Origin of the sequence: Bacillus sp. FSL K6-1338 (assembly GCF_038006965.1) — a bacterium.
Lineage (GTDB): Bacteria > Bacillota > Bacilli > Bacillales > Bacillaceae_G > Bacillus_A > Bacillus_A thuringiensis_S.
Window position 1 is genome coordinate 1,682,713 of record NZ_JBBOWI010000001.1, and the last position, 26,402, is coordinate 1,709,114.

The window sequence follows — 26,402 nt, forward strand, 5'->3', positions numbered from 1 at the left end:
CCGCAATTGCGGAAGGTTTTTCTTATTTTTCAATAACGCTCATATTTAAATTATAAGTTTTCTCAATATTTAACTTGTGCGTGCCATTTCCAGTTTTAATTGAATTTTTATACCAATGTTCTTGGTTGTTTAATTCTGGATGTTCTTCTGAAGAAGTATTTTCTTTTTTTGTTAAATCTTCTACTTGTTCCCAAGGTGTGCTTCCGTGTGTTTCTTTTTGATTCGTTACTGCTGTTAAAGAAACATCACTCTCTTTTGCAAGATGGGCAGACACTCTTGAGCTTTCTTGTACAAACCAATTATTTTGTAATTGACCTGGATAAAGAGATAGTTCGTTATTTGAAGCACGGATTTCCACATTTTTATTTTGTGGAAGAACAAGCGTTGGTTTCACTTGTGGTGCTGAACTAAATAACGTATGTTGAACAGGTAATGATTTTAAATTGATATACATCGTTTCTCCAGCCGTTTGAACTGAAAGGAAATCATCTTGTTTTAAATTGAGTTTTTCATTTGCTTTCGTCGTCATTTCATAAGTTCCCAAAAGGTGAATTTGATTTGTATTATTTCCCTCTATCGTTAGAGGCTGATGCCCTGCATCTACTACAATTTTTTTGATAGATTCAGGTATATCAAATTGTCCGTCTGGAATATTACTCGTTTGTCTCGTTGTGTTAATAGAATGACGAAATTCTTCTAGTAATCCAGTTGATAATAAACAGTAAAAAGCAATTCCGACGCTTCCTAAAACGCCGATAAAGAAAATGCTGAAAATATCATATTTAATAAATGATTGTTCCTTCTTAGAAAATACAAGGTATAGTAAAACTTCAGCTCCAAGTATGATAAGTAAAACTGGCCACCATGCAGTTAGTGTATCTAATACTTGAATTCCTTTTACGACTGAAAATAGTAAAAAGCATCCTAACGATATAATAGAAAGCCCCATTGAGAATGTTCCAACACGCCAAGTCCTCATTCGCTTGTCCCACCTTTGTTTTCTTTATTTCCAAGTAACAATTTAAAGCCGCCGCCAATTAAAAGGAGCGCAACGATAGATGTTTGGAAATAGCGATAATATAGTTCACTAAGATGAATATTAAATATAGTTACAAAATAATCATTCAAAATAGGAAGGACTGTTTGATCTAATAAATAATAAACACCGAGTGTAATTAATCCGATACCAATCCATCTTTGATGATTTATAAAATAATCGATAATGGGTTCGTCTTGTACTCGTTCTTTTCCGTATTTTGCTGTTTGCTGTAAAGCATCAAAAAAGCTATAGAACCAAATGATTGGCACTAAAAATAAAAACGCAGAAAGTCTTAATAAGTCGAGTAAATAAATAGATAGTAAAAAGGCTGCCATAAGCTGAAGACCACGGCGTTGTAAGCCTAAATACATATGACCTGCTCCGGGGAACATCGCTAAAATAGAAGCAAATGTTTTATTTTTCTTTCCTTGCTCGCGGTGCTCTTCAAACTCTTCGAAAATAGTACGATCATCTAATTGCTCGCCACGTTCTTTTTTCTGGAGTTGCTGAACAACGTCAAAGAAATTGTAAATCCATAAAACAGGTAATGTAATAAGGAAGATAAGAAAACTTTCTTGCGATGTTAAAAGTGCAACGAAAATGATCATACTTCCGATTCCTGTGCAAGCTACTAAAAATGTAAGTCCGCGTTGCATAAGTCCTAATTGAAAATGGCCAAGTCCAGGGATGATGGATAAGAGAATGATATAAAATCGTTCGCTCTCTTTAGAGGATTCTATGAATTCTCCGGCAGCTTGTTTTTTCGATTGATTAATAATAGTGATAACTAAATCTAATAAATTGATTGCCCATAACACGACTAGTAAAAATAGAGAAAGAAAAGCAATATCACGGGCTCCTAATGCTATTGTACAAAATGCTGCAAAGATAAATAGAAATACAGCCCCTCCGCTATATAAAATAAACCGTCCAAATTTCTTTAAATATAAATGTCCAAGCCCAGGAATTAGCCCTAATACAAGTGCTAAAAAGGGATTTTTATTCATGCTTTGAACCTCCGTCCTTTTTCGATGTGTCTACCGATTTGTTTACAATTTGTTGTGAGATAGAAGACTCGTTATGTTTTGAAGATTTCTCTAAATTTGATGTCGCTGTAAAAATATACTGAAATAAACCACTTACCATAAAAATAATTGTAGCCGCAGTCGCAATTATGTAGTGAATGATCGTGCGCTTTAGTGAGGTTGTTTTTATATTTTCATTAGACTGTAGTGTTTCAAAATTAATTTGCGTCATAACTTCGTTCGTAAATGAATCATCATTTATCATTGGAAGGTTTTCATGTTGTTCATCAATACTTTCCATATAAAGTGCTAAACAATGATCACATTCATAAAGATGTTCTTCCATAGATTCACGTTCATTGCTTTCTATAAAATCTAATGTATAATTGCGCCAATCTTCTTTTGAATAATGCATCATAGAAACTCTTCCTCCTTCCAATGTTTTTTAATCCATTTTCTTGCCCGATACAGTTTCATTTCGACTGTTTTTACTTCAATGTTTTCCTGTAAAGCAATTTCTTGATAGCTTTTTTCTTGTAAGTAATGTGCGAGAACGACGTCACGGTAATTTTCAGGAAGTTCTCTCAGTTTTTGAGCAATGAGTAATTTCTGCTCTTTCGTCAATAATAAAGCCTCAATATTATGAGAGGACTGTATATTTTCCTCATTTTCTTTACATAAGGAGAGTTCTTCACTTTCTCGAGCTTTCTTCCTCTTATAATCAATAGCGTGATTGGTGGCAATACGTGCCATCCACGTTTTTAATCCGCGAAATTGATAATTTGGGAGAGAGGCGTGAATTTTTACGAATACTTCTTGTGTAACATCTTTCGCATCTTCTTCATGTCTTACAATAGAAAAGATAACTTGAAAAATATAATGACGATATGTTTGCACGAGGATACGAAAAGCATGTTCGCTTCCTTGTTGTGCTTTTTCAATTAATTGTTTTTCCTCAATGGGTCTCTCCCTCCTTTTTGACGCATTCTATTATATAGACGTAAAGAATGATAAGTCACCCTACACATTTTGTAAAAAAAGAATAATATATTTTTTGCAGAAGAGCTAGATGAAAAAAGTGTGAAAAAATGGTAAGCAGAAGTATATAATGAGCAAGTAGGAAATGTTATACGGAGAAAGGATGTGAATGTTAGTAGGAGGAAGGTCCATACTAACAAACATGAAAATTAAAATATTAATAGCAGACGATAATTCTTTTATTAGAGAAGGCATGAAAATTATTTTAAATACATATGAAGAGTTCGAAGTGGTAGATACAGTAAATGATGGAGAAGAAGCTGTAGCATATTGTAAAAAGCATGAAGTTGATATTGCTCTTTTGGATGTTCGTATGCCAAATATGAACGGTGTAGAGGCGACGAAGTTTATTTGTGAAGAGACGAAAACAAAACCGCTTATTTTAACGACGTTTGATGATGATGAATATATTTTGGATGCAGTAAAAAACGGAGCGAAAGGGTATTTATTAAAAAATAACGATCCGGAGCGTATTCGTGATGCAATAAAAGGGGTATATAATGGCCAAACTGTTATGCAAGATGTAGTTCTCGATAAAATTAAGTCCAATTTAATGGAAAGTAAAGAGGAAGAATGTAAAATAGATAAAAGTCTTTTTACTGAAAGAGAGCTTAGTATTATCGCATTAATTGCAAAAGGTTTCTCAAATAAAGAAATTTCGAAACAGCTTTTTATATCTGAAGGAACAATCGCAAATTATATTACATCAGTTTTAGGGAAAACGGGACTTGAACATCGCACACAAATTGCGATTTACTACTTAACAGGGAAAGTAGATTAATGATATGGAATTTTGGTTAACTGTAAGTAAATTAATTGTCTTTATATATATTGTGTTCAGTTACATACATTCAAATGTTACGAACTTACCATGGGTTATATTTGCTTTGCTTTTATATCTTTCTGTAAACGTGCTAATCTCTATATTAAAAAAAGATACGTACAAAAAAATATTGATTTGTATTTCAATTAGTGTAGTTATGTTATTAACATGGAGGGTTCATCCGTTTTTTATTTTGTTTTTACCTTTGAATTTATACGAAATTACATTCCATTACATAGACAAGAATTGGTCACGCTTTGTTATTATGATGCTTCCAATTACAATTACAGATGAAAGCATTCGAATGACTTATGGATTAATTGTTGCATTTTCTTTTCTCGTTTTAACTATGGCAGATCGATATATATCACGTGTAGTAAAGCTTGAATCGCAAAATGATAAGATGCGAAAAGATATGCAACGACTTACGAAAAGCTTACATGAAAATAAAGAGTACATAAGACAATCAGAATACACATTTAAGCTAGAAGAGAGAAATCGGTTATCACAAGAAATTCATGATAAAATTGGTCACTCGATGACAGGTGCATTAATTCAAATGGAAGCTGCAAAGAGATTAATGGGGATAGATAAAGAAAAATCTGCGGAGTTATTACAAAATGCAATTCATATTTCAAAAGATGGAATTGAAAGTATTCGCATTACATTAAAAAATATGAAGCCACCAACTGAGCAAATTGGCATTCACCGTATGAAATTATTCATAGAGGAGTTTGCTAGTAAGCATGATGTAAACATTCCTTTCGTATATAAGGGAAACTTAGATATGATTTCTCCCATTCAGTGGAAAATTATTGGTGAAAATGTTACCGAGGCACTAACAAATGCGATGAAATATGCTGATGCGACAGTTATTTCTATAGATATTCATGTACTTAATAAGATGGTTAAGGTGCAAGTGAAGGATAACGGAAAAGGCGCAGATCTTGTTAAGAAAGGTCTCGGTATTATGGGGATGGAGGAGCGAACAGCGTCTGTAAATGGGAAAATTATTGTAGATGGAACAAGTGGTTTTTCAGTGACGATGTTGTTGCCGATATAAGAGAATGGGACGAAGATGAACCATCTCATATGAAAAAAGTGAATAATCTCATGTGAAAAGAATGAACTTCTGCACTGAGCAGGTTCATTTTTTTTGTTTATACTAAAAGCAGAGAAACCGAAATAGGGGTGAAATGATGAATACATTAGAAATTAAAAATTTAACGAAAAAATTTGGTGATTTCATCGCGGTAGATAATATGTCTTTATCTATTAAAGAAGGAGAGATATTTGGCTTTTTAGGATCAAATGGTGCTGGTAAAAGTACAACGATAAATATGATTGCTGGGTTGTTAAGAAGTAATGAAGGTGAAATTAGCATATTAGGAAAAAATATAAAAAAACATAATCGATTTGCGAAGATGAATATCGGTATCGTTCCGCAAGATATTGCGATTTATGAAGAGTTAACTGCCTATGAAAATGTGAAATTCTTTGCTGGATTGTACGGTTTAAGAGGAGCAGAGCTAAAAGCAAGAGTAGAGGAAGCGCTTCAGTTTGTGGGGCTTAGTGATAAACATAAAAGTTATCCGAAAAACTTTTCTGGCGGGATGAAACGAAGATTGAATATCGCTTGTGCGATCGCTCATAGACCGAAGTTAATTATTATGGATGAGCCGACAGTGGGAATTGATCCACAGTCAAGAAACTATATTCTCCAGTCTGTTCGAAAATTAAATGAAATGGGAAGTACCATTATTTACACGAGCCACTACATGGAAGAAGTAGAAGAGATTTGTACGAAAATAGCAATTGTAGATCACGGTAAAGTAATTGCAGAAGGTACGAAAGAACAGTTAAAAGCGATTATTACTGATACGAAAGATATTTGGGTTGAAGTGAAGTCAGTAGAAAATTTAGATGTAAAAAAGTTAAAAGAGATAAACGGTGTGAAAGCTGTTCAAATTGAAGAGAACGTAATTAAAGTAAACTCGGATGCAGGAGTAAACAATTTAAATAAAATTATTCAGCACTTCATTAATCATGATATTGAAATTCGTTCGGTAGAGGAGCAGGCCCCGAACTTAGAAACAGTATTCCTTACGTTGACTGGAAGAAACTTACGAGATAAATAAAAGGTAAATGAAGAAAAGGTAAAGGGAGGTTCATCAATTGAACATCTTCAATATTGCAGTTATGCATATTAAAAGAGATTTCAGAGACGTAAGAACTTTAGTTTTTATGTTAGCATTTCCGGTTGTACTTATGCTTGTGTTAGGAACAGCGTTAACGAATGCATTTGATAGCGATAGTCAAGCGATTAAAGATATACAAGTGCTCTACAAAGATGAAGCGAGTAGCACATTTTCTCAATCGTTCGAAGCATTTACGAAAGAAGTCGATAAATCGGGTATTCATTTTAAAAAAGCTTCCGAAGGTATAGATGGGAAAGAAGAAGTGAAGCAAAATAAATATGCTGCTTATGTAGAGTTAAATAAAGATGGTGCAAAATTTTATGGAAGTGACAAAAGTAGTGTTGAGGGAAGTATTGTGGAAGGCATGCTTACAACATTTGTTGATAAGTACAATGTAGCGGCCGAAGTTGCAAAAGTAGATCCTAGTAAGGTGAGCACAGTTTTTTCAAGCGGAAATCATAATGATTATATAAAAGAAACATCTTTACAAGCTGCGAAAAAACCAGGTTCTATGGATTACTACGCGGTTGTAATGACAACGATGATTGCACTATATGCTGCGATGGGAGCGAGTTCTTTAATTCGAGGAGAACGAATACGTAAAACAGGAGATCGTCTCATTGCTGCACCTATAAGTAAGGCTGAAATATTTATTGGAAAAGTACTTGGTAGCCTAGTAGCAAATGCTCTGTGCATATTACTCGTCATGTTATTTAGTAAATTTGTTTTTCAAGCGAATTGGGGCGACCATCTTGGAATCATATTTCTTATTTTATTAACACAAATTTTTCTAGCAATTAGCTTCGGTTTAGGAATTGGATATATTACAAAAACACCGGAATCATCTAGAGCAATTATTATGGTTATTGTGCAATTATCCTCTATTTTTGGTGGTGCATATTTCGTAATAGAAGAAAATTTCGTTACGAATTTATCACCATTAACGTGGGCAAACACAGCTGTTATGAAAATTATTTATGCAAATGATGTAGGAGCAGCACTACCGGTAATATGTTTAAACCTTGGCATTTCAGCACTCTTTTTATTAATTGCAATTATTGCATTACGTAGACGGGAGGGGCTATAGTATGAAAGATATTTTATGGCTCATACAAAAAACGTTATCTGTACTTTTGAAAAATAAAAAAGGGTTATTCATTATTATTAGTTTGCCGATAATTGGAACACTAATCTCCTTCTCGATGTATGGGAATATGGGGCAAGGGACGTTAAATATCGGGGTTATTAATAAAGAAAATCAATCTATAGCAAATGATACGGTGAAATTTTTAGAAGGATTAAATCATGTAAAGGTAAGTAAAATTAAAGAATCTGAAGTAGAAGATAAACTCACTTCCAAAAAACTTGATGGAGTTATTACATTAGATTCTGGTTTTTCAAAAAGTGTTCGAGAAGGGAAACCAAATCATATTGAAATTTCATCGATTAAAGGTGATCAAGTAACAGGATTTATAAAATCATATTTATACAATTATATTGATAATGTAGCAGCTATTAGTAAAGTAGCAGGAACAGATCAAAGTGCATTTGATACTATGTACGCAGGATATCAAAAAGGTTCATTTAAAATGAAAACTGAGACGCTAGAAGATACTTCGAAAAATAAAGATATGACAAACCAAACGATGGGTTACCTTATTATGTTTATGCTATTTTCAGCAGCGAACTTATCAGGTTATATTTTAAAAGAAAAAGAAAATAGAACGTATTTTAGACTCTTATCAACGCCGATAGATGGGAAGAAATTCATATTATCTAATGTCGGGGTAAATATGCTGCTATTAACAGTACAAATTCTGATTACAATCTTATTCCTAACGAATATTTTTCATATAAATATCAATATGCCTTTCATAGTGATGATTGGTGTACTCATGCTATTTGCTTTAATAGCGATTGGAATATCGTTAGTCCTTGTCGCTTTTTCGAAAAACTCAGCATCAGCAAATGCACTGCAAAATATGATTATTGTACCAACATGTTTACTGGCTGGATGTTATTTTCCTTATGACATTATGCCAAAAGCGGTACAAAAAGTAGCTGATTTTCTTCCGCAGAGATGGCTATTAGACACAGTATCAAAACTACAACAAGGAATTCCAATTTCAGATTTGTATTTAAATATTTTAATCTTATTTGCCTTTGCAGTAGCATTCTTCTTAATTGCTATTTATAAGTTTGGAAGAAATAATGATGCGAGAAACTTTGTTTAATATGAAAAGGGTGTGACGTTAAGTCGCATCCTTTTTTGTATGAAGCATGAAATCTAAATTTGAATGACAAAATAGAAAGGTGGAAAGAAAATGAGCGGAAGGAAATCAAAATGATTAAAAAAATATTGCGAGTTACTTCTATTGTAATTACTATTTTCGTTTTTGTTTTAATTTGGATGCATATTGACGTTACGCTCGGAAGAAAAATGGAAGTCGGGAAAAATATGCCGACAGAGTACGCTCCTCATTATAGTGATTTTCAATTATATGTAGAAGGAAAGTCATTTTATAAACAGTTATTTACTGATATAAGAGAGGCGAAGCAATCTATTTACACGTACTTTTTCATTTTGTCGGATGATAAAAGTAGCCATATTTTTTTAAACTTATTAAAAGAGAAGGCGAGAGAAGGAGTAAACGTATATTTATCTGTCGATTTACTTAACGATTTATCATTTGAAAGAAAGGTGAAAAAAGAATTACAGGAAAGTGGCGTGCATTTTACATATAGTAGAAAACAGGAATTACCATTCGGGTTTTATTCCCTACATCATCGTAATCATCGCCGTATTACGACGATTGATGGAGAAATTGGCTATACATGCGGATTTAATATAGGAGATGAGTACTTGGGGAAAGATAAGCGATTTGGATATTGGCGTGATTATCATGTACGGCTTAAAGGAGAAGGAGCAAAAGATTTAGAGGAGCAATTCGCTTTAGATTGGAAGCGAGATACGAAAGAAGATATAAAGAGAAGTACGAATAAGGCTAGCAAAGGGAATACATTACATACTATGACTAGTTACAATGGCCATTACGTTGCTGAGAAATATATAGAGCTCATAAAACAAGCTCAGCACTCAATTGTAATTGCAACGCCGTATTTTATAGCGAAAAATAAAGAATCTATGAATGCTTTAATCGCGGCGCAAAAGCGTGGTGTTACAGTAAAAATACTTTGGTCATATAAACCAGATCTACCTCTTATAAAAGAAGCGGCGTATCCATACATACGTCAGGCTGTTAATAATGGGATTACTGTATATGGGTATAAAAAAGGAATGTTTCATGGAAAGTTAATGCTGATTGATAATGAGTTAACTGTTATAGGTACAACAAACTTTACTTCGCGTAGCTTCAATATAAATGATGAAATGAATTTTTATATTTATGGTGGTCCTATTGTAGAACAAGTTAATAAGGCGTTAACAGAGGATTTTCATGATTCGAAAGAAATGACGAAAGAGTTTTTTGAAAAGTTATCTTTTTGGGAGCGTTGTAAGGAGAAAGTAGCGGGATTGGTTGACTTCTATTTGTGATGATGAATTAGGAAAGGGTGCCTACAAAAGACACCCTTTTTTGGTGGGAAATCATTATTTTTCATGCACCAGCAATGAAGCATCATCATTAATCAACGTCCCTACATGCTCCCCTAAACAAATTCGTTTCATCACTCCAGGCTCATCAAAGTTAAAGACATGTGCTGGTAAATTGTAGTCTCGGGCAAGCAGTAATGCTGCTTGATCCATGACTTGTATATTTTGTCTAACAACATCATTATAGTTTAGTTTGCTGTACATTTTTGCTGATTTGTTATGCTTTGGATCACTTGTAAAAACGCCGTCGACACCTTGTTTTGCGACTAATATGGCATCACTATTCATTTCAATAGCTCTTTGTACGCTTGGATAATCTGTCGTCACGAACGGTTGCCCGTTTCCGCCTCCAAAGATAACGATATAACCGTTATCTAAATGGTGGACTGCACGCAAACGAATGTATGGTTCAGCTACTGCATTAAATGGAATGGAAGTCATAACGCGCACTTCTCTATTTGTTTTACTTGTTAAAACACCGCGAAGCATTAAGCTGTTAATAATTGTACCTAACGTACCGATATTATCAGCTTCTACGCGATCAATTCCCCATTCTTCAGCTAGATGACCTCTAAAAATGTTACCGCCACCGATGACGATGGATACTTCGATACCTAAATCAACAATGGATAAAATTTCGTTTGCGATATGTTCTAATCGTTTGGAGTTAAAGCTATTTCCAGTTTGATCGGCAAGTGCACCGCCGCTTAATTTAATTAAGACACGTTTATATGGTCTCATAACTATTCCCCCTATATAGATCGCAATAAAAAAGGAACAAAGGCGAATGCCTTTGTTCCTTTTTAAGAAAATGAAAAAGAAAAGAAGAAGATAGGACGAATTTCTTTGTATAGTTTCTCATAACATCCACTCCTTTTCATTTCGATTTTTTTTAAGTATATATCTTTTTGATTATACGAAACAATCTGATTACTTATCAAGTTTATTTTATCGTTTTTTAACAAAATGGTGTCAATGAAAAAAAGAAGAAAAATATTTGAATTTTTTGTGACGAACTTGTAGGTTTTTGTATGATTTTGTAGGTTCGCTTATAAGATGTGTAAGTAGCTTTTATAAATTCAAATTGAAAGCGTTCGCATGAAGGGGATGAACATAAATGAAAAAATTCGGATTGGCAACACAAATTTTTGTAGCGCTTGTTTTAGGAATTGTAGTAGGGGCAGTCTTTTATGGCAATAAAACGGCGATTTCTTATATCACACCAATTGGAGATATATTTATTCACTTAATTAAGATGATTGTAGTACCAATTGTTATTTCAGCATTAATTGTTGCAGTAGCTGGTGTAGGAGATATGAAAAAGCTTGGGAAACTGGGCGGTAAGACAATTCTTTATTTCGAAATTATTACGACAATTGCTATTTTAATGGGATTACTTGCAGCGAATATATTCCAACCAGGTACTGGTGTTGATATGAGTAATTTACAGCAAAGTGATATTTCTTCTTATAAACAAACTGCAGATGCAACCGAGAAGAAAGGTTTTGCTGAGACAATTGTTCACATTGTACCGAAAAACGTATTTGAATCGATTGCACAAGGTGACCTATTACCGATTATATTCTTCTCAGTATTATTCGGCTTAGGAGTTGCGGCAATTGGGGAAAAAGGAAAGCCTGTCTTTAACTTTTTTGAAGGCGTACTCGAAGCCATGTTTTGGGTTACAAATCAAGTGATGAAATTTGCACCATTTGGTGTATTCGCATTAATTGCCGTTACGGTTGCAAAATTTGGTGTAGCGACATTACTTCCGCTAGGAAAACTAGTGCTAGCTGTATACGTAACTGTTATACTATTCGTTGTGATTGTATTAGGTATTAATGCACGAATGGTTGGCGTAAACATTTTTACATTAATGAAAATTTTAAAAGAAGAACTGATTCTTTCGTTTACGACAGCAAGTTCAGAAGCTGTTTTACCTAATATAATGAGAAAAATGGAAGAGTTCGGTTGTCCAAAGGCAGTTGCCTCTTTCGTAATTCCGACAGGTTATACATTTAACTTGACTGGATCGGCTATTTATCAAGCGTTAGCGGCATTGTTTGTTGCACAAATGTACGGTGTGCACATGTCATTAACGGAGCAAATAACGTTATTATTCGTTCTCATGTTAACATCCAAAGGTATGGCGGGAGTTCCAGGTGCATCGTTCGTTGTTGTATTAGCAACGTTAGGTTCAATGGGGTTACCACTAGAAGGTATCGCGTTAATTGCGGGAATTGACCGCATTTTAGATATGATTCGCTCATCTGTCAATGTATTAGGAAATGCATTAGCGGCCATTGTTATGTCGAAGTGGGAAGGCGAATTCGATAATGAGAAAGCAAAACAATATGTAGAAACAGTCAAAGAAACAAAAGCAGCATAAGAAATCGTTAAGGAGTGAATAATCATGGCAACATTAACTGAAGTTAAAAATGGTGTTCGAATTGAAAAAGATTTTTTAGGTGAAAAAGAAGTGCCAAACTATGCATACTACGGCGTACAAACAATGCGTGCAGTAGAAAACTTCCCAATTACAGGATATAAAATCCATGAAGGCTTAATTAAAGCATTCGCAATTGTAAAAAAGGCTGCAGCGCTTGCTAATACAGATGTAGGAAGATTGGAATTGAACAAGGGCGGCGCGATCGCAGAAGCCGCTCAAGAAATTCTTGATGGAAAATGGCATGATCATTTCATCGTAGATCCAATCCAAGGCGGAGCAGGTACTTCAATGAATATGAATGCAAATGAAGTCATGGCCAATCGTGCTCTTGAATTATTAGGAATGGAAAAGGGAGACTATCATTATATTAGTCCAAATAGTCATGTAAACATGGCGCAATCAACAAACGATGCATTCCCAACGGCGATTCATATTGCAACATTAAATGCATTAGAAGGCTTATTACAAACGATGGGTTATATGCACGATGTATTTGAATTAAAAGCAGAGCAGTTCGATCATGTTATTAAAATGGGTCGTACACATTTACAAGACGCTGTGCCAATTCGTCTTGGACAAGAATTTAAAGCGTATTCTCGCGTACTTGAACGTGATATGAAACGTATCAAGCAATCACGTCAACATCTATATGAAGTAAATATGGGAGCAACTGCAGTTGGTACAGGCTTAAATGCAGATCCAGAATATATTGAAGCAGTTGTAAAACATTTAGCTACAATTAGTGAACTGCCACTTGTTGGTGCAGAAGACTTAGTAGATGCAACGCAAAATACGGATGCATACACAGAAGTATCAGCAGCACTGAAAGTATGTATGATGAATATGTCTAAAATTGCGAATGACCTTCGCTTAATGGCATCAGGTCCACGTGTTGGCTTAGCGGAAATTATGTTGCCTGCTCGTCAACCAGGTTCATCTATTATGCCAGGGAAAGTAAACCCTGTTATGCCAGAAGTAATTAATCAAATTGCGTTCCAAGTAATTGGTAACGACCATACAATTTGCCTTGCTTCAGAAGCAGGACAGTTAGAATTAAACGTTATGGAACCAGTACTTGTTTTCAACTTACTTCAATCTATTAGCATTATGAATAACGGTTTCCGTGCCTTTACAGATAATTGCTTAAAAGGAATTGAAGCGAATGAAGATCGCTTAAAAGAGTATGTTGAGAAGAGTGTAGGAATTATTACAGCCGTGAACCCTCATATCGGTTATGAAGCAGCAGCTCGCGTTGCGAAAGAAGCAATTGCAACAGGTCAATCCGTTCGAGAACTTTGTGTGAAAAACGGTGTACTGTCACAAGAAGACTTAGAGTTAATTCTAGATCCATTCGAAATGACGCACCCAGGGATTGCAGGAGCAACTCTTTTAAAGAAAAATTAAAAGAAGAGGGGGGACAATCCCCTCTTTTTTGTTTACAATATAGAAATGCTATATATGAATAGAGGTAGGGATGTTATGAGTAAGTTTACAGTAGCTTCTAATGGTTCATTAGAAACGACATTAAGAGGAGTAGAAGTATTATCGACACCACTTTTAAATAAAGGGGTCGCTTTCACGCAAGAAGAGAGAGAAGAATTAGGTTTAAAAGGGTTATTACCGCCAGCAGTTTTAACATTAGAAGAACAAGCACGCCGAGCATATGAACAATTCTGTTCTCAGCCGGATGATTTATTAAAGAACGTATATTTAACAGCGTTACATGATCGAAATGAAGTATTATTTTATCGTATATTAACAAATCACTTACGTGAAATGTTACCAATTGTATATACACCAACAGTCGGTGTAGCAATTCAAAGGTATAGTCATGAATACCGTAAACCGCGTGGTGTGTATTTATCAATTAACGATCCGTCGGGTATCGAAGAAGCATTCGCCAATATCGGTGCAACAGCTGAAAACATTGATTTAGTCGTTGTAACAGATGGAGAAGGCATACTTGGAATTGGTGACTGGGGTGTTGGTGGTATAAACATCGCAATCGGGAAATTAGCTGTTTATACGGCCGCAGTTGGTATCGATCCTAGCCGTGTATTACCGGTAATTTTAGATGTGGGTACAAATCGTGAGGAACTATTAAACAATCCATTTTATATTGGAAATCGTCACCCTCGTATAACTGGTGAAGCTTACGATGAATTTATTGATACATTTGTACAAGCAGTGAATAAACAATTCCCGAAAGCACTTTTACATTGGGAAGACTTTAGTTCTCGAAATGCACGAAAAATTTTAGATAAATATCGTCATGATATTTGTACATTTAATGATGATATTCAAGGTACAGGTGCAGTTTCACTTGCTGCTGTGTTATCGGCAGTGAAAGCTTCTGGTGTACCATTAAGTGAACACCGCGTTGTTGTATTTGGTGCTGGTACGGCTGGAATCGGTATCGCAGATCAAGTTAGAGATGCGATGGTCCGCGTAGGCGTATCTGAAGAAGAATCATATAAGCGTTTCTGGTGTATTGATCGTAACGGATTAGTTACAGATAATATGGAAGACCTTCTTGATTTCCAAATTCCGTACGCAAGAAAAGAAGCGGAAGTAAGTGAGTGGAAGCAAAATGATATGATCGGACTTGCTGAAGTTGTGAAACATGTAAAACCGACAATTTTAATTGGTACATCTACTGTTGCGGGCGCATTTAAAGAGGAAATTATTAAAGAAATGGCTTCTCACGTAGAAAGACCAATCATTTTACCAATGTCGAATCCAACACCGCTTGCTGAAGCAAAGCCAGCAGATGTAATCGAGTGGACAGAAGGAAGAGCATTAGTTGCAACAGGAAGTCCATTTGAACCAGTTACATATAACGGTGTAACGTATGTGATTGGACAATCAAATAATGCACTTATTTTCCCAGGGCTTGGTCTTGGAACAATTGTAGTACGTGCAAGCGTTATGACGGATGGAATGTTCGCAGCAGCTGCTGAAGCAGTTGCAAGTATGGTAGATACAAGTCAGCCAGGAGCACCTATTTTACCAGAGGTCGAAGAATTACGTAATATCTCAGAAATGGTTGCAATTGAAGTAGCTAAAGTTGCAGTTGCAGAAGGTGTTGCAAGAGTGAACTTAAGTGATAACGATATTAAGATGGCAGTGAAAGAAGCAATATGGGAGCCGGAGTACCGCCAAATAAAAGCGGTAGAAAAGGTTAGAATATAGAAAAAAAGCCCGTTTATAACAATAAGCGGGCTTTCGCTTTACTACTGAAAAAAAGTATAGGAAGTGGCACCTTTGAATTGGAATCAATTATGGAAGAAAGATATGTCCCTTTTAATTATATTAATGGTCGTTGTTCCTATTGCTGGGGAGCTGAACTTTCATCCCTTTAATGATACGTTTCGAGTTAGCTTCGGTACACCGCTATTTTTCTTTTTATTATTATTTTTAAGAAGAGTACCAGCAGGAGTTGCAGGTATTCTTGTTGGTATATCTGTAGTCTTATTCCGAGTATGTCTTGACTGGATCATGCAAGGTTCATTTCATATGACAGAATCATTTTATTTGCGTTATCCTGTGTTCTTCTATTACTTTATTTATGGCAGTCTTTTTTCGCTTTGCAGGGTAAATAAGTTCCATCAGAAACCAATCATTATTGGATGCCTTGGCATTTCAATTGAAATTGTTGCAAGTATGTCAGAACTTGCGTTCTATCACATGTTAGTACTCGGTACAACAATAACGATTTCTGAAGTAAATAAACTTATTATTATTGCTATTTTTCGTAGTTTCTTTGCACTTGGTTTTTTAAATATGATGAATTTATATGAAACGAAATTAAAAGAATCGCAAGTTCGAAAAGAAAATGAAAACATGTTAATGCATCTTTCTAATTTATATGTGGAATCTGTTCATTTGAAAAAGACATTACAAAATGCAGAGTTAATTACACAAGAAGCATATCAACTATATCGAAATTTACAAGCGAACGATGATCCCAATAATAAAACAGCATTGAAAATAGCAGGAGAAGTGCACGAAATAAAAAAGGATAATCAAAGAATTTTTGCGGGATTATCTAAACTCTTATTAGATAAAAATGTAGCTGAGTATGTAGACGGACATGAGCTTACAGAAATGATTGTAAGAATAAATGAAAAGTACGCTGGAATGCTAGAGAAAGATATACGTTTTTCTAAATATATAGAAGGTGAACACGCTGCATATCACGTGTATACAGTGCTATCAATCTTTAATAACTTAGTTGCCAATGCAGTGGAAGCAATTGAAGATAGAGGTCTCATTCATATTGATTTATATAAACGAGAGCAACATGTAATATTTGAAGTAATTGACGATGGCCCTGGTATTGCACAAAAGTATAAAAAATTAGTATTTAAGCCCGGGTTTACTTCCAAGTATGATCAAACAGGAACACCGTCAACAGGCATTGGACTTTCTTACATACATGAAATGGTAACAGAGCTAGGCGGAGAAGTAAGATTAGAAGACAATGAAACCGGAAAAGGGTGTAAGTTTATCGTTTGTTTACCGGAGTGCAGTTTAAAGCGGGAAGGGGAATAGATTTGTTTTATTATATCGTAGACGATGATGAAGTTTTCCGTTCAATGCTGTCGCAAATTATTGAAGATGGAGATCTTGGAGAAGTAATTGGTGAGGCGGATGACGGAGCTTTTATTGAAGCGGATCAACTAAATTTTAAAAAAATAGATATTTTATTTATTGATTTGTTGATGCCGATGAGGGACGGAATTGAAACAGTTCGTCACATTGCGTCAACTTTCACGGGGAAAATTATTATGATTTCTCAAGTGGAATCGAAGCAGCTTATAGGTGAGGCATATACATTTGGTGTAGAATATTATATTACAAAACCATTAAATAAAATCGAAGTTGTATCTGTTGTACGCAAAGTGATAGAGCGTATTAGATTGGAGCGTTCTATACATGATATTCAAAAATCATTGAATAACGTGTTTCAGTGGGAAAAACCGCAATTGCGTACTGAACCAGTACAAGAAGGAAAAAAGATAGGGGATTTAGGGCGCTTTTTACTATCAGAACTCGGTATTGCGGGAGAGAATGGAAGTAAAGATTTACTTAGTATGCTGGAATATTTATATGGTCAAGAAAAGGCACAGACATTTGACTTTGGCTTTCCTGCGTTAAAAGAAATTTTTCATCATATTACGATAAGGAAATTAGGGGATATAGCTTTAGAGGCGGATATTGATAAAGAGAAAAAAGCGTCTGAACAAAGAGTACGTCGAGCTATTTATCAGTCGTTAAATCATTTGGCTTCTTTAGGACTAACAGACTTTTCAAATCCAAAATTTGAAAGCTATGCTCCAAAATTTTTCGATTTCACTGTAGTTAGAAAACGGATGACAGAAATGACGAAAGATGAACTTGCATCTTCTGGTCATACGCGAATTAATACAAAGAAGTTTATTCAAGTGTTGTATTTTGAGGCGAAGAGGTTGATGGAAATAGAGTGAAGAAGATGCTTATAAATAAGCATCTTTTTTGTTAAATCAACATTTTATATTTTCTCGTGGAGCATGTAAAATGTTAAGTAAGAGAAAATGGTTTTATATTAAGGAAGTGTCAAAGCGATGAGTTTCACATTGAATAAATCGATTATTAAAGAAGTGTGCGGAGAGACCTCATATAAAAGAGGTGAAGCCTATTATAAATCAAATAAAGTGATAATAAATCATTATGATAAAAATAAAGAAATTTGCGAGGCTACAGTAAAAGGGAACGAGGATTTCCATGTTACAGTAGAAAAAGCTAAAAAGGGTGATGTTGTTGCAAAATGTAGTTGTCCTTCATTATCGTCTTTTCAAACGTATTGTCAACATGTTGCAGCAGTATTAATACAAATAAACTATAATCAACAAACAGGTGGAATGAGCTCCACTAGTAACAGAAACGATCAATTGACAAGTGGTATGTTTCAGCTGTTTGCGGACAAACCACTGAGGCCAAAAAGTAAACAACACCGTTTTGATACACGCGAAATATTAGATGTTGAGTTTATATGTACACCAGTAGCTACGAGAAGTGGTGGGGCTCTACTTGGAATTCAATTGAAACTTGCCAAAGTGTATTTCATAAATCATATTAGAGAATTTCTTTCTAAGGTGGAGAAAAGAGAGTCTTTTCATTGTTCAAATGAATTTACATATACGCCAGATGTACATAGTTTTAAACAAGAAACGGATGCGATTATCCAGCAGCTCATTAAAATGTATCATAACGAAAAAATGTATGAGGATGCGCTAGAAGTACATGCGAAACAAGATGAAAGTATGATATTCATACCACCAGCTTCATGGAAAGATATGCTCTCTTCACTTTCTAAAGTTGAATATGTACAGCTGAAACAAAATGAACAACTGTTTCAGGGATTACAAGTTTCAAAAGGTTTGTTGCCGTTACACTTTGAATTTACAAAGGGAAATAATGGCGGATTTACACTTCATATAGATGGTCTAAATCGTGTACGAGTTATGGATATGTATAACAATGCACTTTACGATGGGAAATTATATCACTTACACATTGAAGATTGTATGCGACTTATTGAATTACAAAAGATGATAAGTCGCTCAAATAGTAATCAGTTTTATATTCCAGAAAGTAAGATGGAACATTTCGTCGGGAAAGTTGTACCAGGATTAATGAAGCTCGGAACTGTACACATTGATGAAGTAATATCGGATCGTGTTGAAACACCTTCGCTAAAAGCGAAATTGTATTTAGACCGCGTGAAAAATCGCTTATTAGCAGGTCTTGAATTTCACTATGGGAACGTCATGATTAATCCGCTAGAAGAGGATGGACAGCCGTCTGTTTTTAATCGTGATGAGAAAAAGGAAAAAGAGATTTTAGACATTATGAGTGAAAGTGCCTTTGCAAAAACAGAAGGCGGTTACTTTATGCATAATGAAGAAGCTGAGTATAACTTTTTATATCACGTCGTGCCAACATTAAAAGGTTTAGTTGATATTTATGCGACGACAGCAATTAAATTGCGAATTAGTAAAGGGGATGTAGTTCCTCTTATTAGAGTGAGAAGAAAAGAAAGAATTGATTGGTTGTCATTTCGTTTTGATATAAAAGGAATACCAGAAGCAGAAATTAAAGATGTATTAGCGGCCCTTGAAGAGAAACGTAAATATTATCGATTGGCGAACGGTTCTTTTTTATCGCTAGAGAGTAAAGAGTTTAATGAAATTAATCAGTTTATAAAAGAATCAGGTATTCGGAAAGAATTTTTACATGGAGAAGAGGTAAATGTTCCGCTTATTCGGAGTGTAAAATGGATGAATGGACTTCATGAAGGCAATGTTTTAAGTGTGGATGATTCTGTTCAAGAGTTAGTAGAAAACATTCAAAATCCGAAAAAATTAAAGTTTGCTGTGCCAAATACTTTAAATGCAGAAATGAGAAAGTATCAAGTATATGGGTTCGAATGGATGAAAACACTTGCTTATTACCGTTTTGGCGGTATTTTGGCAGATGATATGGGACTTGGAAAAACGTTGCAAAGCATTGCTTTTATAGATTCTGTTTTGCCTGAGATTCGAGAAAAGAAGCTGCCTATATTAGTCGTTTCACCATCATCTCTTGTTTATAATTGGTTTAGTGAATTGAAAAAATTCGCCCCGCATATTAGAGCGGTTATTGCAGATGGAAACCAAGCAGAGCGCCGGAAGATTTTGAAAGATATAGCGGAATTTGATGTCATAATTACGTCATATCCATTACTGAGAAGAGATATAAGATTATATGCAAGACCATTTCATACACTATTTCTTGATGAAGCACAGGCGTTTAAAAACCCTACAACACAAACGGCAAGAGCTGTGAAAACAATTCAAGCTGAATACCGTTTCGGACTAACGGGGACACCTGTAGAAAATTCATTAGAAGAGCTATGGTCTATCTTCCATGTCGTTTTCCCGGAATTATTACCAGGAAGAAAAGAGTTCGGTGATTTAAGGCGTGAAGATATAGCGAAGCGAGTGAAACCATTCGTATTAAGACGGTTAAAAGGGGACGTATTAAATGAGTTGCCAGAGAAAATAGAGCACTTACAATCATCGGAGTTATTACCCGATCAAAAGAGTCTCTATGCTGCTTATTTAGCGAAGTTAAGGGAAGAAACGTTAAAGCATTTAGACAAAGACACGTTACGTAAAAATAAAATTAGAATTTTAGCTGGTTTAACGAGATTGCGACAAATTTGTTGTCATCCCGCTTTATTTGTTGATGATTACAAAGGAAGTTCAGCTAAATTTGAACAACTGTTAGAGATTCTAGAGGAATGTAGAAGTACAGGGAAGAGAATATTAATTTTTTCTCAATTTACGAAGATGCTTTCTATTATTGGTCGTGAGTTAAATCGACAAGCAATTCCATACTTTTATTTAGACGGGAGTACACCAGCGCAGGAACGTGTAGAGCTGTGCGATCGGTTTAACGAAGGAGAAGGAGAGCTATTTCTCATTTCTTTAAAAGCTGGTGGTACCGGACTTAATTTAACTGGTGCAGATACAGTAATATTATATGATTTATGGTGGAATCCAGCTGTTGAACAACAAGCGGCCGATAGAGCGTATCGAATGGGACAAAAAAATACAGTGCAAGTTATAAAGCTAGTAGCTCAGGGAACAATTGAGGAGAAAATGCATGAACTGCAAGAAAGTAAGAAAAATTTAATCGCTGAAGTGATTGAGCCGGGAGAAGAGAAATTGTCCTCAATCACAGAGGAAGAAATTCGAGATATTTTAATGATTTAATATAAAAAAGCTATGCCTTCAAATTGATGAGGGCATAGCTTTTTTGTTGTAATAATTATATTTTGTTTTGTACAAAGTAAAGAAATCAAATGTTATTTAAATTACTTCTTTGTACCTTTACTTTTGTATGGTTTGGCAGCTGCCTTTTTCTTTGCACTTGATTGCCAACGGTTCCATCCTTTACTTCCTGTACCTTGTCCTACACCTTTTTTCGGTTTTGCTTTCGTTTTACTCATATGATCACTCCGTTATATAAAAATCTTATTTGATAATAGTCAATGATTTAGAAAATACTCTTTATAAATGACTATGATTACTTTAAGTAAAAATAAACTGCTTGAATGCTATAGTATATCATGAAATTGCAAGTAAACTGAAAGGAATTATAAAGAAAATGAAAATAATAAGAAATACTGCGGATTCTATATTCCGAACGATCACATTAATTGTTGTGTATACGTTAGTTTCGATCAGTGAAACATTTTTTGGATTGACGAGGCAGAAAAAGTAAAGATGTTAAATTAACAACAATCAATAAAGCCGTAAAATAAAGAATTGAAAAACATTTTAAAACTTTTTGTTGACTTTCTTTATTTTTTGTATAGAATAATCATTAATAAAATGTTTCAGAGATGTGACAACAAAACGACTATGAAAGGACGAGTAGTAGTAGGACGTAGTTTAAGCGAGTCAGGGGTGGTGTGAGCCTGATACGAAGCCTATTATGAAGAACCTCCTGGAGTTGCTAACCGAAATCCTTTATAGGAAAGTAGACTTAGCCGGGAACTTCGCCGTTACAAGAAGAACAGTATCGAGATATTTTATCTCCGTACTGTATAAGTGAGCAACCTCTGTTGCTAATTTGGGTGGTACCGCGGAACCAAAGCCTTTCGTCCCAGTTTTTTGGGAAAGAAGGGCTTTTTTTGTTGGCTTCTTTTCACAACATCCAAACATTTTAGGAGGAAACCACCATGTATCAATCATTAATGACAGTAAGAGAGACTCAAATCGCAATTAAGGAAGTTAAAACATTTTTCGAGGACCAATTAGCAAAACGCCTTGAACTATTCCGCGTATCTGCACCATTATTCGTAACGAAAAAATCAGGATTAAACGATCACCTGAACGGTGTAGAACGCCCAATTGAATTTGATATGTTACATTCAGGAGAAGAATTAGAAATTGTTCATTCACTAGCGAAATGGAAACGATTTGCATTACATGAATACGGATACGAAGCTGGTGAAGGTTTATATACAAACATGAACGCGATTCGTCGTGATGAAGAACTTGATGCAACGCATTCCATTTACGTTGACCAATGGGATTGGGAAAAAATCGTTCAAAAAGAATGGCGTACTGTCGATTACTTACAAAAAACAGTACAAACAATTTATGGAATATTCAAAGATTTAGAAGATCACTTATTTGAAAAATATCCGTTCCTTGGAAAGTATTTACCAGAAGAGATTGTTTTCATTACTTCTCAAGAACTAGAAGATAAATATCCAGAATTAACACCGAAAGATCGTGAACATGCAATTGCGAAAGAACACGGTGCAGTCTTTATTATTGGAATTGGTGATGCACTTCGTTCAGGTGAAAAGCACGACGGACGCGCAGCTGATTATGACGATTGGAAATTAAACGGTGATATTTTATTCTGGCACCCAGTACTACAATCTTCATTTGAATTATCATCAATGGGAATTCGTGTTGATAGTAAATCACTTGATGAGCAGTTAACGAAAACTGGTGAAGACTTCAAACGTGAGTATGATTTCCATAAAGGTATATTAGAAGACGTACTACCATTAACAATCGGCGGTGGCATTGGACAATCAAGAATGTGCATGTACTTCTTACGTAAAGCACATATCGGTGAAGTTCAATCTTCTGTATGGCCTGACGATTTACGTGCAGCTTGTAAAAAAGAAAACATTCATCTGTTTTAATAGAAGTGAGGGAATAGCTTAAATATAGAGCTATTCCCTCTTTTTTACAAAACGTCACTTGCTTACTTATTACCGAGTTCTTCCGCCAAACCGATTAAAATTCCTTCGACTCCACGAATGTAGCAGAGACGATACGAGTTCTCGTACTGAACTACTTCGCCAACGAGCTCTGCACCATGCTTAGTGAGTCTCGATACCATTTCGTCAATATCTTCAACGGTGAACATGACGCGTAGATAACCGAGGGCGTTTACAGGAGCTGTTCGGTGATCTGCTATAGTAGGAGGGGTGAGAAATCGCGAAAGTTCAATTCGGCTGTGGCCATCTGGAGTGGCCATCATAGCGATCTCTACGCACTGAGAACCGAGTCCAGTTACGCGACCAGCCCATTCACCTTCGACATTGGCTCGACCTTCGAGATTCAAGCCAATCTCCTCAAAGAAAGAGATTGCGTTATCAAGGGATTCTACAACGATGCTGACATTGTCCATTCGTAGTAATTTGTTTTTTGCCATAGTCTTATCTCCTTATGTATAAAAGTCTATCATTTAATTATCCTCATAATTATACTACTAAGTAGTTACAAATTCCTTTCAGTTAAAAATACCTTGTCACAGTATAGGAAAATGTGACAAGGTGTTTTTTAATATGTCATATAGCATCGTGTTAACGAACAGCTTTTTATTTAATAGGAATGTAATACATTAATATGATTTTTTTAGTATTACTAAATAGATGAGATTAGCTCATCTGCACTAAAGGCTCAATTTTCGCCATAAATGATTGATGCAGTGCCTCAACACCTGTTACTAAATGAAGGCGGTCAATAACGACAGACACTTTAATTTCTGATGTACTTACCATTTTAATATGAATATCTTCTTCTTTTAAAGTAGTAAACATATTTGCAGCGACACCAGGGTTAGATACCATGCCAGATCCTACGATTGATACTTTTGCTAAATGATTTTCATATTCTACTGCTTCATAGTGAAGTGCCTCTTGATTTTGTTCCAATACTTCTAATGTTTCTCTTAAATCATTAGAATGGATGGAGAAGGAGAGATGAACAGTTCCTTCATTTGTAATACTTTGAATGATGATATCTACATTAATATGTGCCGCTGCTAATGTAGAGAAAACAGTTGAAAGTGAACCTTGTTCTAATCCTTTCACTGTGATGCGTGTAATATTATCTTCAAATGCAATACCTTTAACGATTGATTGTTGTTCCATGTTACATTCTCCTTTTACAATTGTTCCGTTTTCTTGTTCCATACTTGAGCGAACTTCTAAAATGACATTATGATTTTTAGCAAACTCAACAGCACGCGGGTGTAATACACCAGCACCGAGGTTTGCAAGTTCTAACATTTCGTCATAAGAAATTTCATCTAATTTATAAGCATCTTTTACAACTCGTGGATCCGTCGTATATACGCCTGTAACATCCGTATAAATATCACATTTTTTTGCTTTAAGTGCAGCGGCTAGTGCGACAGCAGTCGTATCAGAGCCACCACGGCCAAGCGTTGTAATTTCATTTTCTACACTTATACCTTGGAAACCAGCTACGATAACAATCGTGCCTTCAGCAAGATAAGATTGAATACAATCTGTATGAATGTCAGTAATCCGTGCACTACTATGTACAGATTCTGTCGTAAGACCAGCTTGCCACCCTGTTAATGAAATTGCACGATAGCCTTTTGCTTGCAGTGCCATTGTTAATAATGAAATAGTTACTTGTTCTCCTGTAGATAGAAGCATATCCATTTCACGTTTACTTGGATTTTCTGTGATAACGTTAGCGAGTGCGACAAGTTCATCCGTGCTTTTTCCCATTGCTGAAACGACAGAGACAACGCTATGACCTCGTTCATATTCTTCAATAATTAAATTTGCTACATGTTGAATGCGCTCGACGCTTCCGACAGAAGTGCCACCAAATTTTTGAACAATTGTTTCCATTACAAATTCCTTCTTTCGTCTATTTTTAAGAATAGATTAGGAAATATATAAATCCCAATACTCCTGTAGTTACCAGAAAGACAAACAAAAAACACCATCTCAAATAAGTGAGGATGGTGCTGTTACAGGAAAAGGGAAACAGAAAACGGAGCTAATAAAAAAACCGCCAAAAAAGGAATATCATAAAAAATGATATCTCTTTTTTGTAGATAGCTCTTCATACGTACACGTCTGTACATATGACAGTTCTGTTTCTATTCGAAAACAGCCCCAATTGATAAATACAGAGAAACTTATCAATTTCGGCAATACTTCCTTTCATCTAAGTTCATAGACATCTCTGTGTCTCCATTAGAATACTCATAAGTATCGCAACCTCTATCTCACGTTTTAGGCGAGAGTGTTTGATTTATGAAGTTGTTGGTAACATTTGTTTTATAATAATTTAAATTTTTCGGGGAATCAAGTGTTTTATATATATTTTAAAAATTCTTTCTTTCCCTAGAAAAGTTTGTGAAAAATGTAGCAAAATAAATGCATTGCATGTACATTAAACTTATAGTGCATAGGAGGTGGGGGGAATGAAAAGGAAACAGCCTATTTATGTTGCGACAAAAATGAACACGACGATGGAAAAGTTATGGGAATATACGCAAGAACCAGATATACATACAGAATGGGATGCTCGCTTTACTGAAATTTCGTATTTAGAGAAAAAAGAAGGAGAACCACAGAAGTTTTTGTATAAAACAAAGATTGGATTTGGGCTTGAAATAGCTGGAGAAGGGGAATCAATAGGTGAAATAAGAAAAGAAACTGGTGAAAGAATTTCTTCTTTAAAATTTTGGACAGATAATACATTATCTCTTATTCAAATAGGGCGTGGTTATTGGAAGTATACACCGGGTAAAGAATACATTCATTTTGAAACACAATATGATTATGATACAAGATTTGGTCGTATCGGAAATGTGATAGATTCCTATATTTTTCGTCCGTTATTAGGGTGGGCGACTGCTTGGAGTTTTGATGCTTTAAAATTATGGTTAGAAAAGGGGCTTCATCCTAGGTTACTCATTAGAAGAACAATGACGTATTGGCTCGTATGTTTCTTATTTGCTTTTGTATGGATATATCAAGGAATAGTGCCGAAACTACTGTTTACTCATTTAGAAGAAGTAAAGATGCTGTCTGTATTAATCGCTTCAAATGAAAATAGTGTATATATACTTAAAATAATTGGGGTGTTAGAAATAATTTTCGGTGTCGTATGGCTGTTGCCACTAACAAAACGAAAACTATTTATATTGCATATTATTGTGTTACTAGTTTTAACGATAGCGGCAGGATTTACGAATATCGCAAGCTTTACAGGGCCGTTTAATCCTATTACATTAAATGTTCTTTTAATGGGGTTATCAATTGTCGGTTATATAAATAGTTTCGATTTACCAAGAGCGAAAAATTGCAAGAGGGCGAGAAAGGGATAA

General features: G+C 35.1%; 22 protein-coding genes, 1 riboswitch and 1 other annotated feature. Of the genes, 14 read left to right on the plus strand and 8 right to left on the minus strand.

Annotated features, from left to right (window positions below; all coding sequences use genetic code 11):
* Positions 1–22: 22 nt before the first annotated feature.
* Genes exsE through NZ044_RS08960 form a run of 4 tightly spaced genes read right to left on the minus strand, consistent with a single transcriptional unit; the run spans position 23 to position 2,961 of the window.
* Positions 23–979: an exosporium protein ExsE gene (gene exsE / locus NZ044_RS08945; protein WP_098506769.1), complete on the minus strand. Its 957-nt coding sequence runs from the start codon at positions 977–979 to the stop codon at positions 23–25.
* The gene (locus tag NZ044_RS08950) at positions 976–2,046 is read right to left on the minus strand and encodes a hypothetical protein (protein ID WP_001039098.1); all 1,071 of its coding nucleotides are present in this window, start codon (positions 2,044–2,046) and stop codon (positions 976–978) included. The genes exsE and NZ044_RS08950 overlap by 4 nt, the downstream gene beginning before the upstream one ends.
* Positions 2,039–2,482 carry a hypothetical protein gene (locus NZ044_RS08955; protein ID WP_000972351.1) on the minus strand — a complete coding sequence of 148 codons (444 nt, stop codon included), beginning with the start codon at positions 2,480–2,482 and terminating at the stop codon, positions 2,039–2,041. The genes NZ044_RS08950 and NZ044_RS08955 overlap by 8 nt, the downstream gene beginning before the upstream one ends.
* Positions 2,479–2,961 (minus strand): RNA polymerase sigma factor, encoded by a 483-nt coding sequence (locus NZ044_RS08960; RefSeq protein WP_001195483.1) that lies wholly within the window; start codon positions 2,959–2,961, stop codon positions 2,479–2,481. Before NZ044_RS08960 ends, NZ044_RS08955 begins: the two co-directional genes overlap by 4 nt.
* A gap of 283 nt (positions 2,962–3,244) precedes the next feature.
* On the opposite strand from NZ044_RS08960, the gene NZ044_RS08965 reads away from it, so the two are divergent.
* The 6 genes from NZ044_RS08965 to NZ044_RS08990 all read left to right on the plus strand — a co-directional run bounded on the left by NZ044_RS08965 (position 3,245) and on the right by NZ044_RS08990 (position 9,679).
* Positions 3,245–3,883, plus strand: a complete 639-nt coding sequence (locus tag NZ044_RS08965; RefSeq protein WP_000694093.1) for a response regulator transcription factor — start codon at positions 3,245–3,247, stop codon at positions 3,881–3,883.
* 4 nt (positions 3,884–3,887) lie between these two features.
* Complete coding sequence (locus NZ044_RS08970; RefSeq protein ID WP_063675200.1) at positions 3,888–4,988, plus strand: sensor histidine kinase; 1,101 nt, start codon at positions 3,888–3,890, stop codon at positions 4,986–4,988.
* Between the two features lie 136 nt (positions 4,989–5,124).
* Complete coding sequence (locus NZ044_RS08975; protein WP_001093814.1) at positions 5,125–6,063, plus strand: ABC transporter ATP-binding protein; 939 nt, start codon at positions 5,125–5,127, stop codon at positions 6,061–6,063.
* Between the two features lie 37 nt (positions 6,064–6,100).
* Positions 6,101–7,210: an ABC transporter permease gene (locus NZ044_RS08980; RefSeq protein WP_001020189.1), complete on the plus strand. Its 1,110-nt coding sequence runs from the start codon at positions 6,101–6,103 to the stop codon at positions 7,208–7,210.
* 1 nt (position 7,211) lies between these two features.
* Positions 7,212–8,357, plus strand: coding sequence for an ABC transporter permease (locus NZ044_RS08985; protein WP_000651861.1), 1,146 nt, complete (start codon positions 7,212–7,214; stop codon positions 8,355–8,357).
* Between the two features lie 110 nt (positions 8,358–8,467).
* Complete coding sequence (locus NZ044_RS08990; RefSeq protein ID WP_340949681.1) at positions 8,468–9,679, plus strand: phospholipase D-like domain-containing protein; 1,212 nt, start codon at positions 8,468–8,470, stop codon at positions 9,677–9,679.
* A 54-nt stretch (positions 9,680–9,733) separates the two neighbouring features.
* Here the strand turns inward: NZ044_RS08990 and pyrH are convergent, their stop codons facing one another.
* Positions 9,734–10,477 carry a UMP kinase gene (gene pyrH, locus NZ044_RS08995; RefSeq protein ID WP_001248060.1) on the minus strand — a complete coding sequence of 248 codons (744 nt, stop codon included), beginning with the start codon at positions 10,475–10,477 and terminating at the stop codon, positions 9,734–9,736.
* 376 nt (positions 10,478–10,853) lie between these two features.
* Here pyrH and NZ044_RS09000 point away from each other — a divergent pair, with 376 nt between their 5' ends.
* The 6 genes from NZ044_RS09000 to NZ044_RS09025 all read left to right on the plus strand — a co-directional run bounded on the left by NZ044_RS09000 (position 10,854) and on the right by NZ044_RS09025 (position 20,986).
* Positions 10,854–12,125 carry a cation:dicarboxylate symporter family transporter gene (locus tag NZ044_RS09000; protein ID WP_000713293.1) on the plus strand — a complete coding sequence of 424 codons (1,272 nt, stop codon included), beginning with the start codon at positions 10,854–10,856 and terminating at the stop codon, positions 12,123–12,125.
* Positions 12,126–12,149: 24 nt separating this feature from the next.
* Positions 12,150–13,589, plus strand: a complete 1,440-nt coding sequence (gene aspA / locus NZ044_RS09005; RefSeq protein WP_000224183.1) for an aspartate ammonia-lyase — start codon at positions 12,150–12,152, stop codon at positions 13,587–13,589.
* A 75-nt stretch (positions 13,590–13,664) separates the two neighbouring features.
* Positions 13,665–15,377 (plus strand): oxaloacetate-decarboxylating malate dehydrogenase, encoded by a 1,713-nt coding sequence (gene malS, locus NZ044_RS09010; RefSeq protein ID WP_000033289.1) that lies wholly within the window; start codon positions 13,665–13,667, stop codon positions 15,375–15,377.
* 63 nt (positions 15,378–15,440) lie between these two features.
* Entirely contained in the window at positions 15,441–16,739 is a 1,299-nt protein-coding gene (locus tag NZ044_RS09015; RefSeq protein WP_003256022.1) for a sensor histidine kinase, read from the plus strand.
* A 2-nt stretch (positions 16,740–16,741) separates the two neighbouring features.
* Entirely contained in the window at positions 16,742–17,674 is a 933-nt protein-coding gene (locus tag NZ044_RS09020) for a response regulator (RefSeq protein ID WP_000500296.1), read from the plus strand.
* 117 nt (positions 17,675–17,791) lie between these two features.
* On the plus strand, positions 17,792–20,986 hold the full coding sequence (locus tag NZ044_RS09025; RefSeq protein WP_063675204.1) for a DEAD/DEAH box helicase: 3,195 nt from the start codon (positions 17,792–17,794) through the stop codon (positions 20,984–20,986).
* 101 nt (positions 20,987–21,087) lie between these two features.
* Here the strand turns inward: NZ044_RS09025 and NZ044_RS09030 are convergent, their stop codons facing one another.
* The gene (locus tag NZ044_RS09030; RefSeq protein WP_000047588.1) at positions 21,088–21,222 is read right to left on the minus strand and encodes a DUF3934 domain-containing protein; all 135 of its coding nucleotides are present in this window, start codon (positions 21,220–21,222) and stop codon (positions 21,088–21,090) included.
* A gap of 406 nt (positions 21,223–21,628) precedes the next feature.
* Positions 21,629–21,887, plus strand: a binding site (T-box leader).
* 70 nt (positions 21,888–21,957) lie between these two features.
* Here NZ044_RS09030 and asnA point away from each other — a divergent pair.
* Positions 21,958–22,941 carry an aspartate--ammonia ligase gene (gene asnA, locus NZ044_RS09035; protein ID WP_000284912.1) on the plus strand — a complete coding sequence of 328 codons (984 nt, stop codon included), beginning with the start codon at positions 21,958–21,960 and terminating at the stop codon, positions 22,939–22,941.
* 62 nt (positions 22,942–23,003) lie between these two features.
* Here asnA and NZ044_RS09040 read toward each other — a convergent pair whose 3' ends face one another.
* Together NZ044_RS09040 and NZ044_RS09045 are read right to left on the minus strand one after the other, a co-directional pair.
* Complete coding sequence (locus NZ044_RS09040) at positions 23,004–23,456, minus strand: VOC family protein (protein ID WP_001107256.1); 453 nt, start codon at positions 23,454–23,456, stop codon at positions 23,004–23,006.
* A gap of 226 nt (positions 23,457–23,682) precedes the next feature.
* Positions 23,683–24,912, minus strand: a complete 1,230-nt coding sequence (locus NZ044_RS09045) for an aspartate kinase (protein ID WP_063675205.1) — start codon at positions 24,910–24,912, stop codon at positions 23,683–23,685.
* Positions 24,913–25,114: 202 nt separating this feature from the next.
* Positions 25,115–25,301, minus strand: a riboswitch (Lysine riboswitch).
* 192 nt (positions 25,302–25,493) lie between these two features.
* Here NZ044_RS09045 and NZ044_RS09050 point away from each other — a divergent pair.
* Complete coding sequence (locus NZ044_RS09050; protein WP_063675206.1) at positions 25,494–26,402, plus strand: DoxX-like family protein; 909 nt, start codon at positions 25,494–25,496, stop codon at positions 26,400–26,402.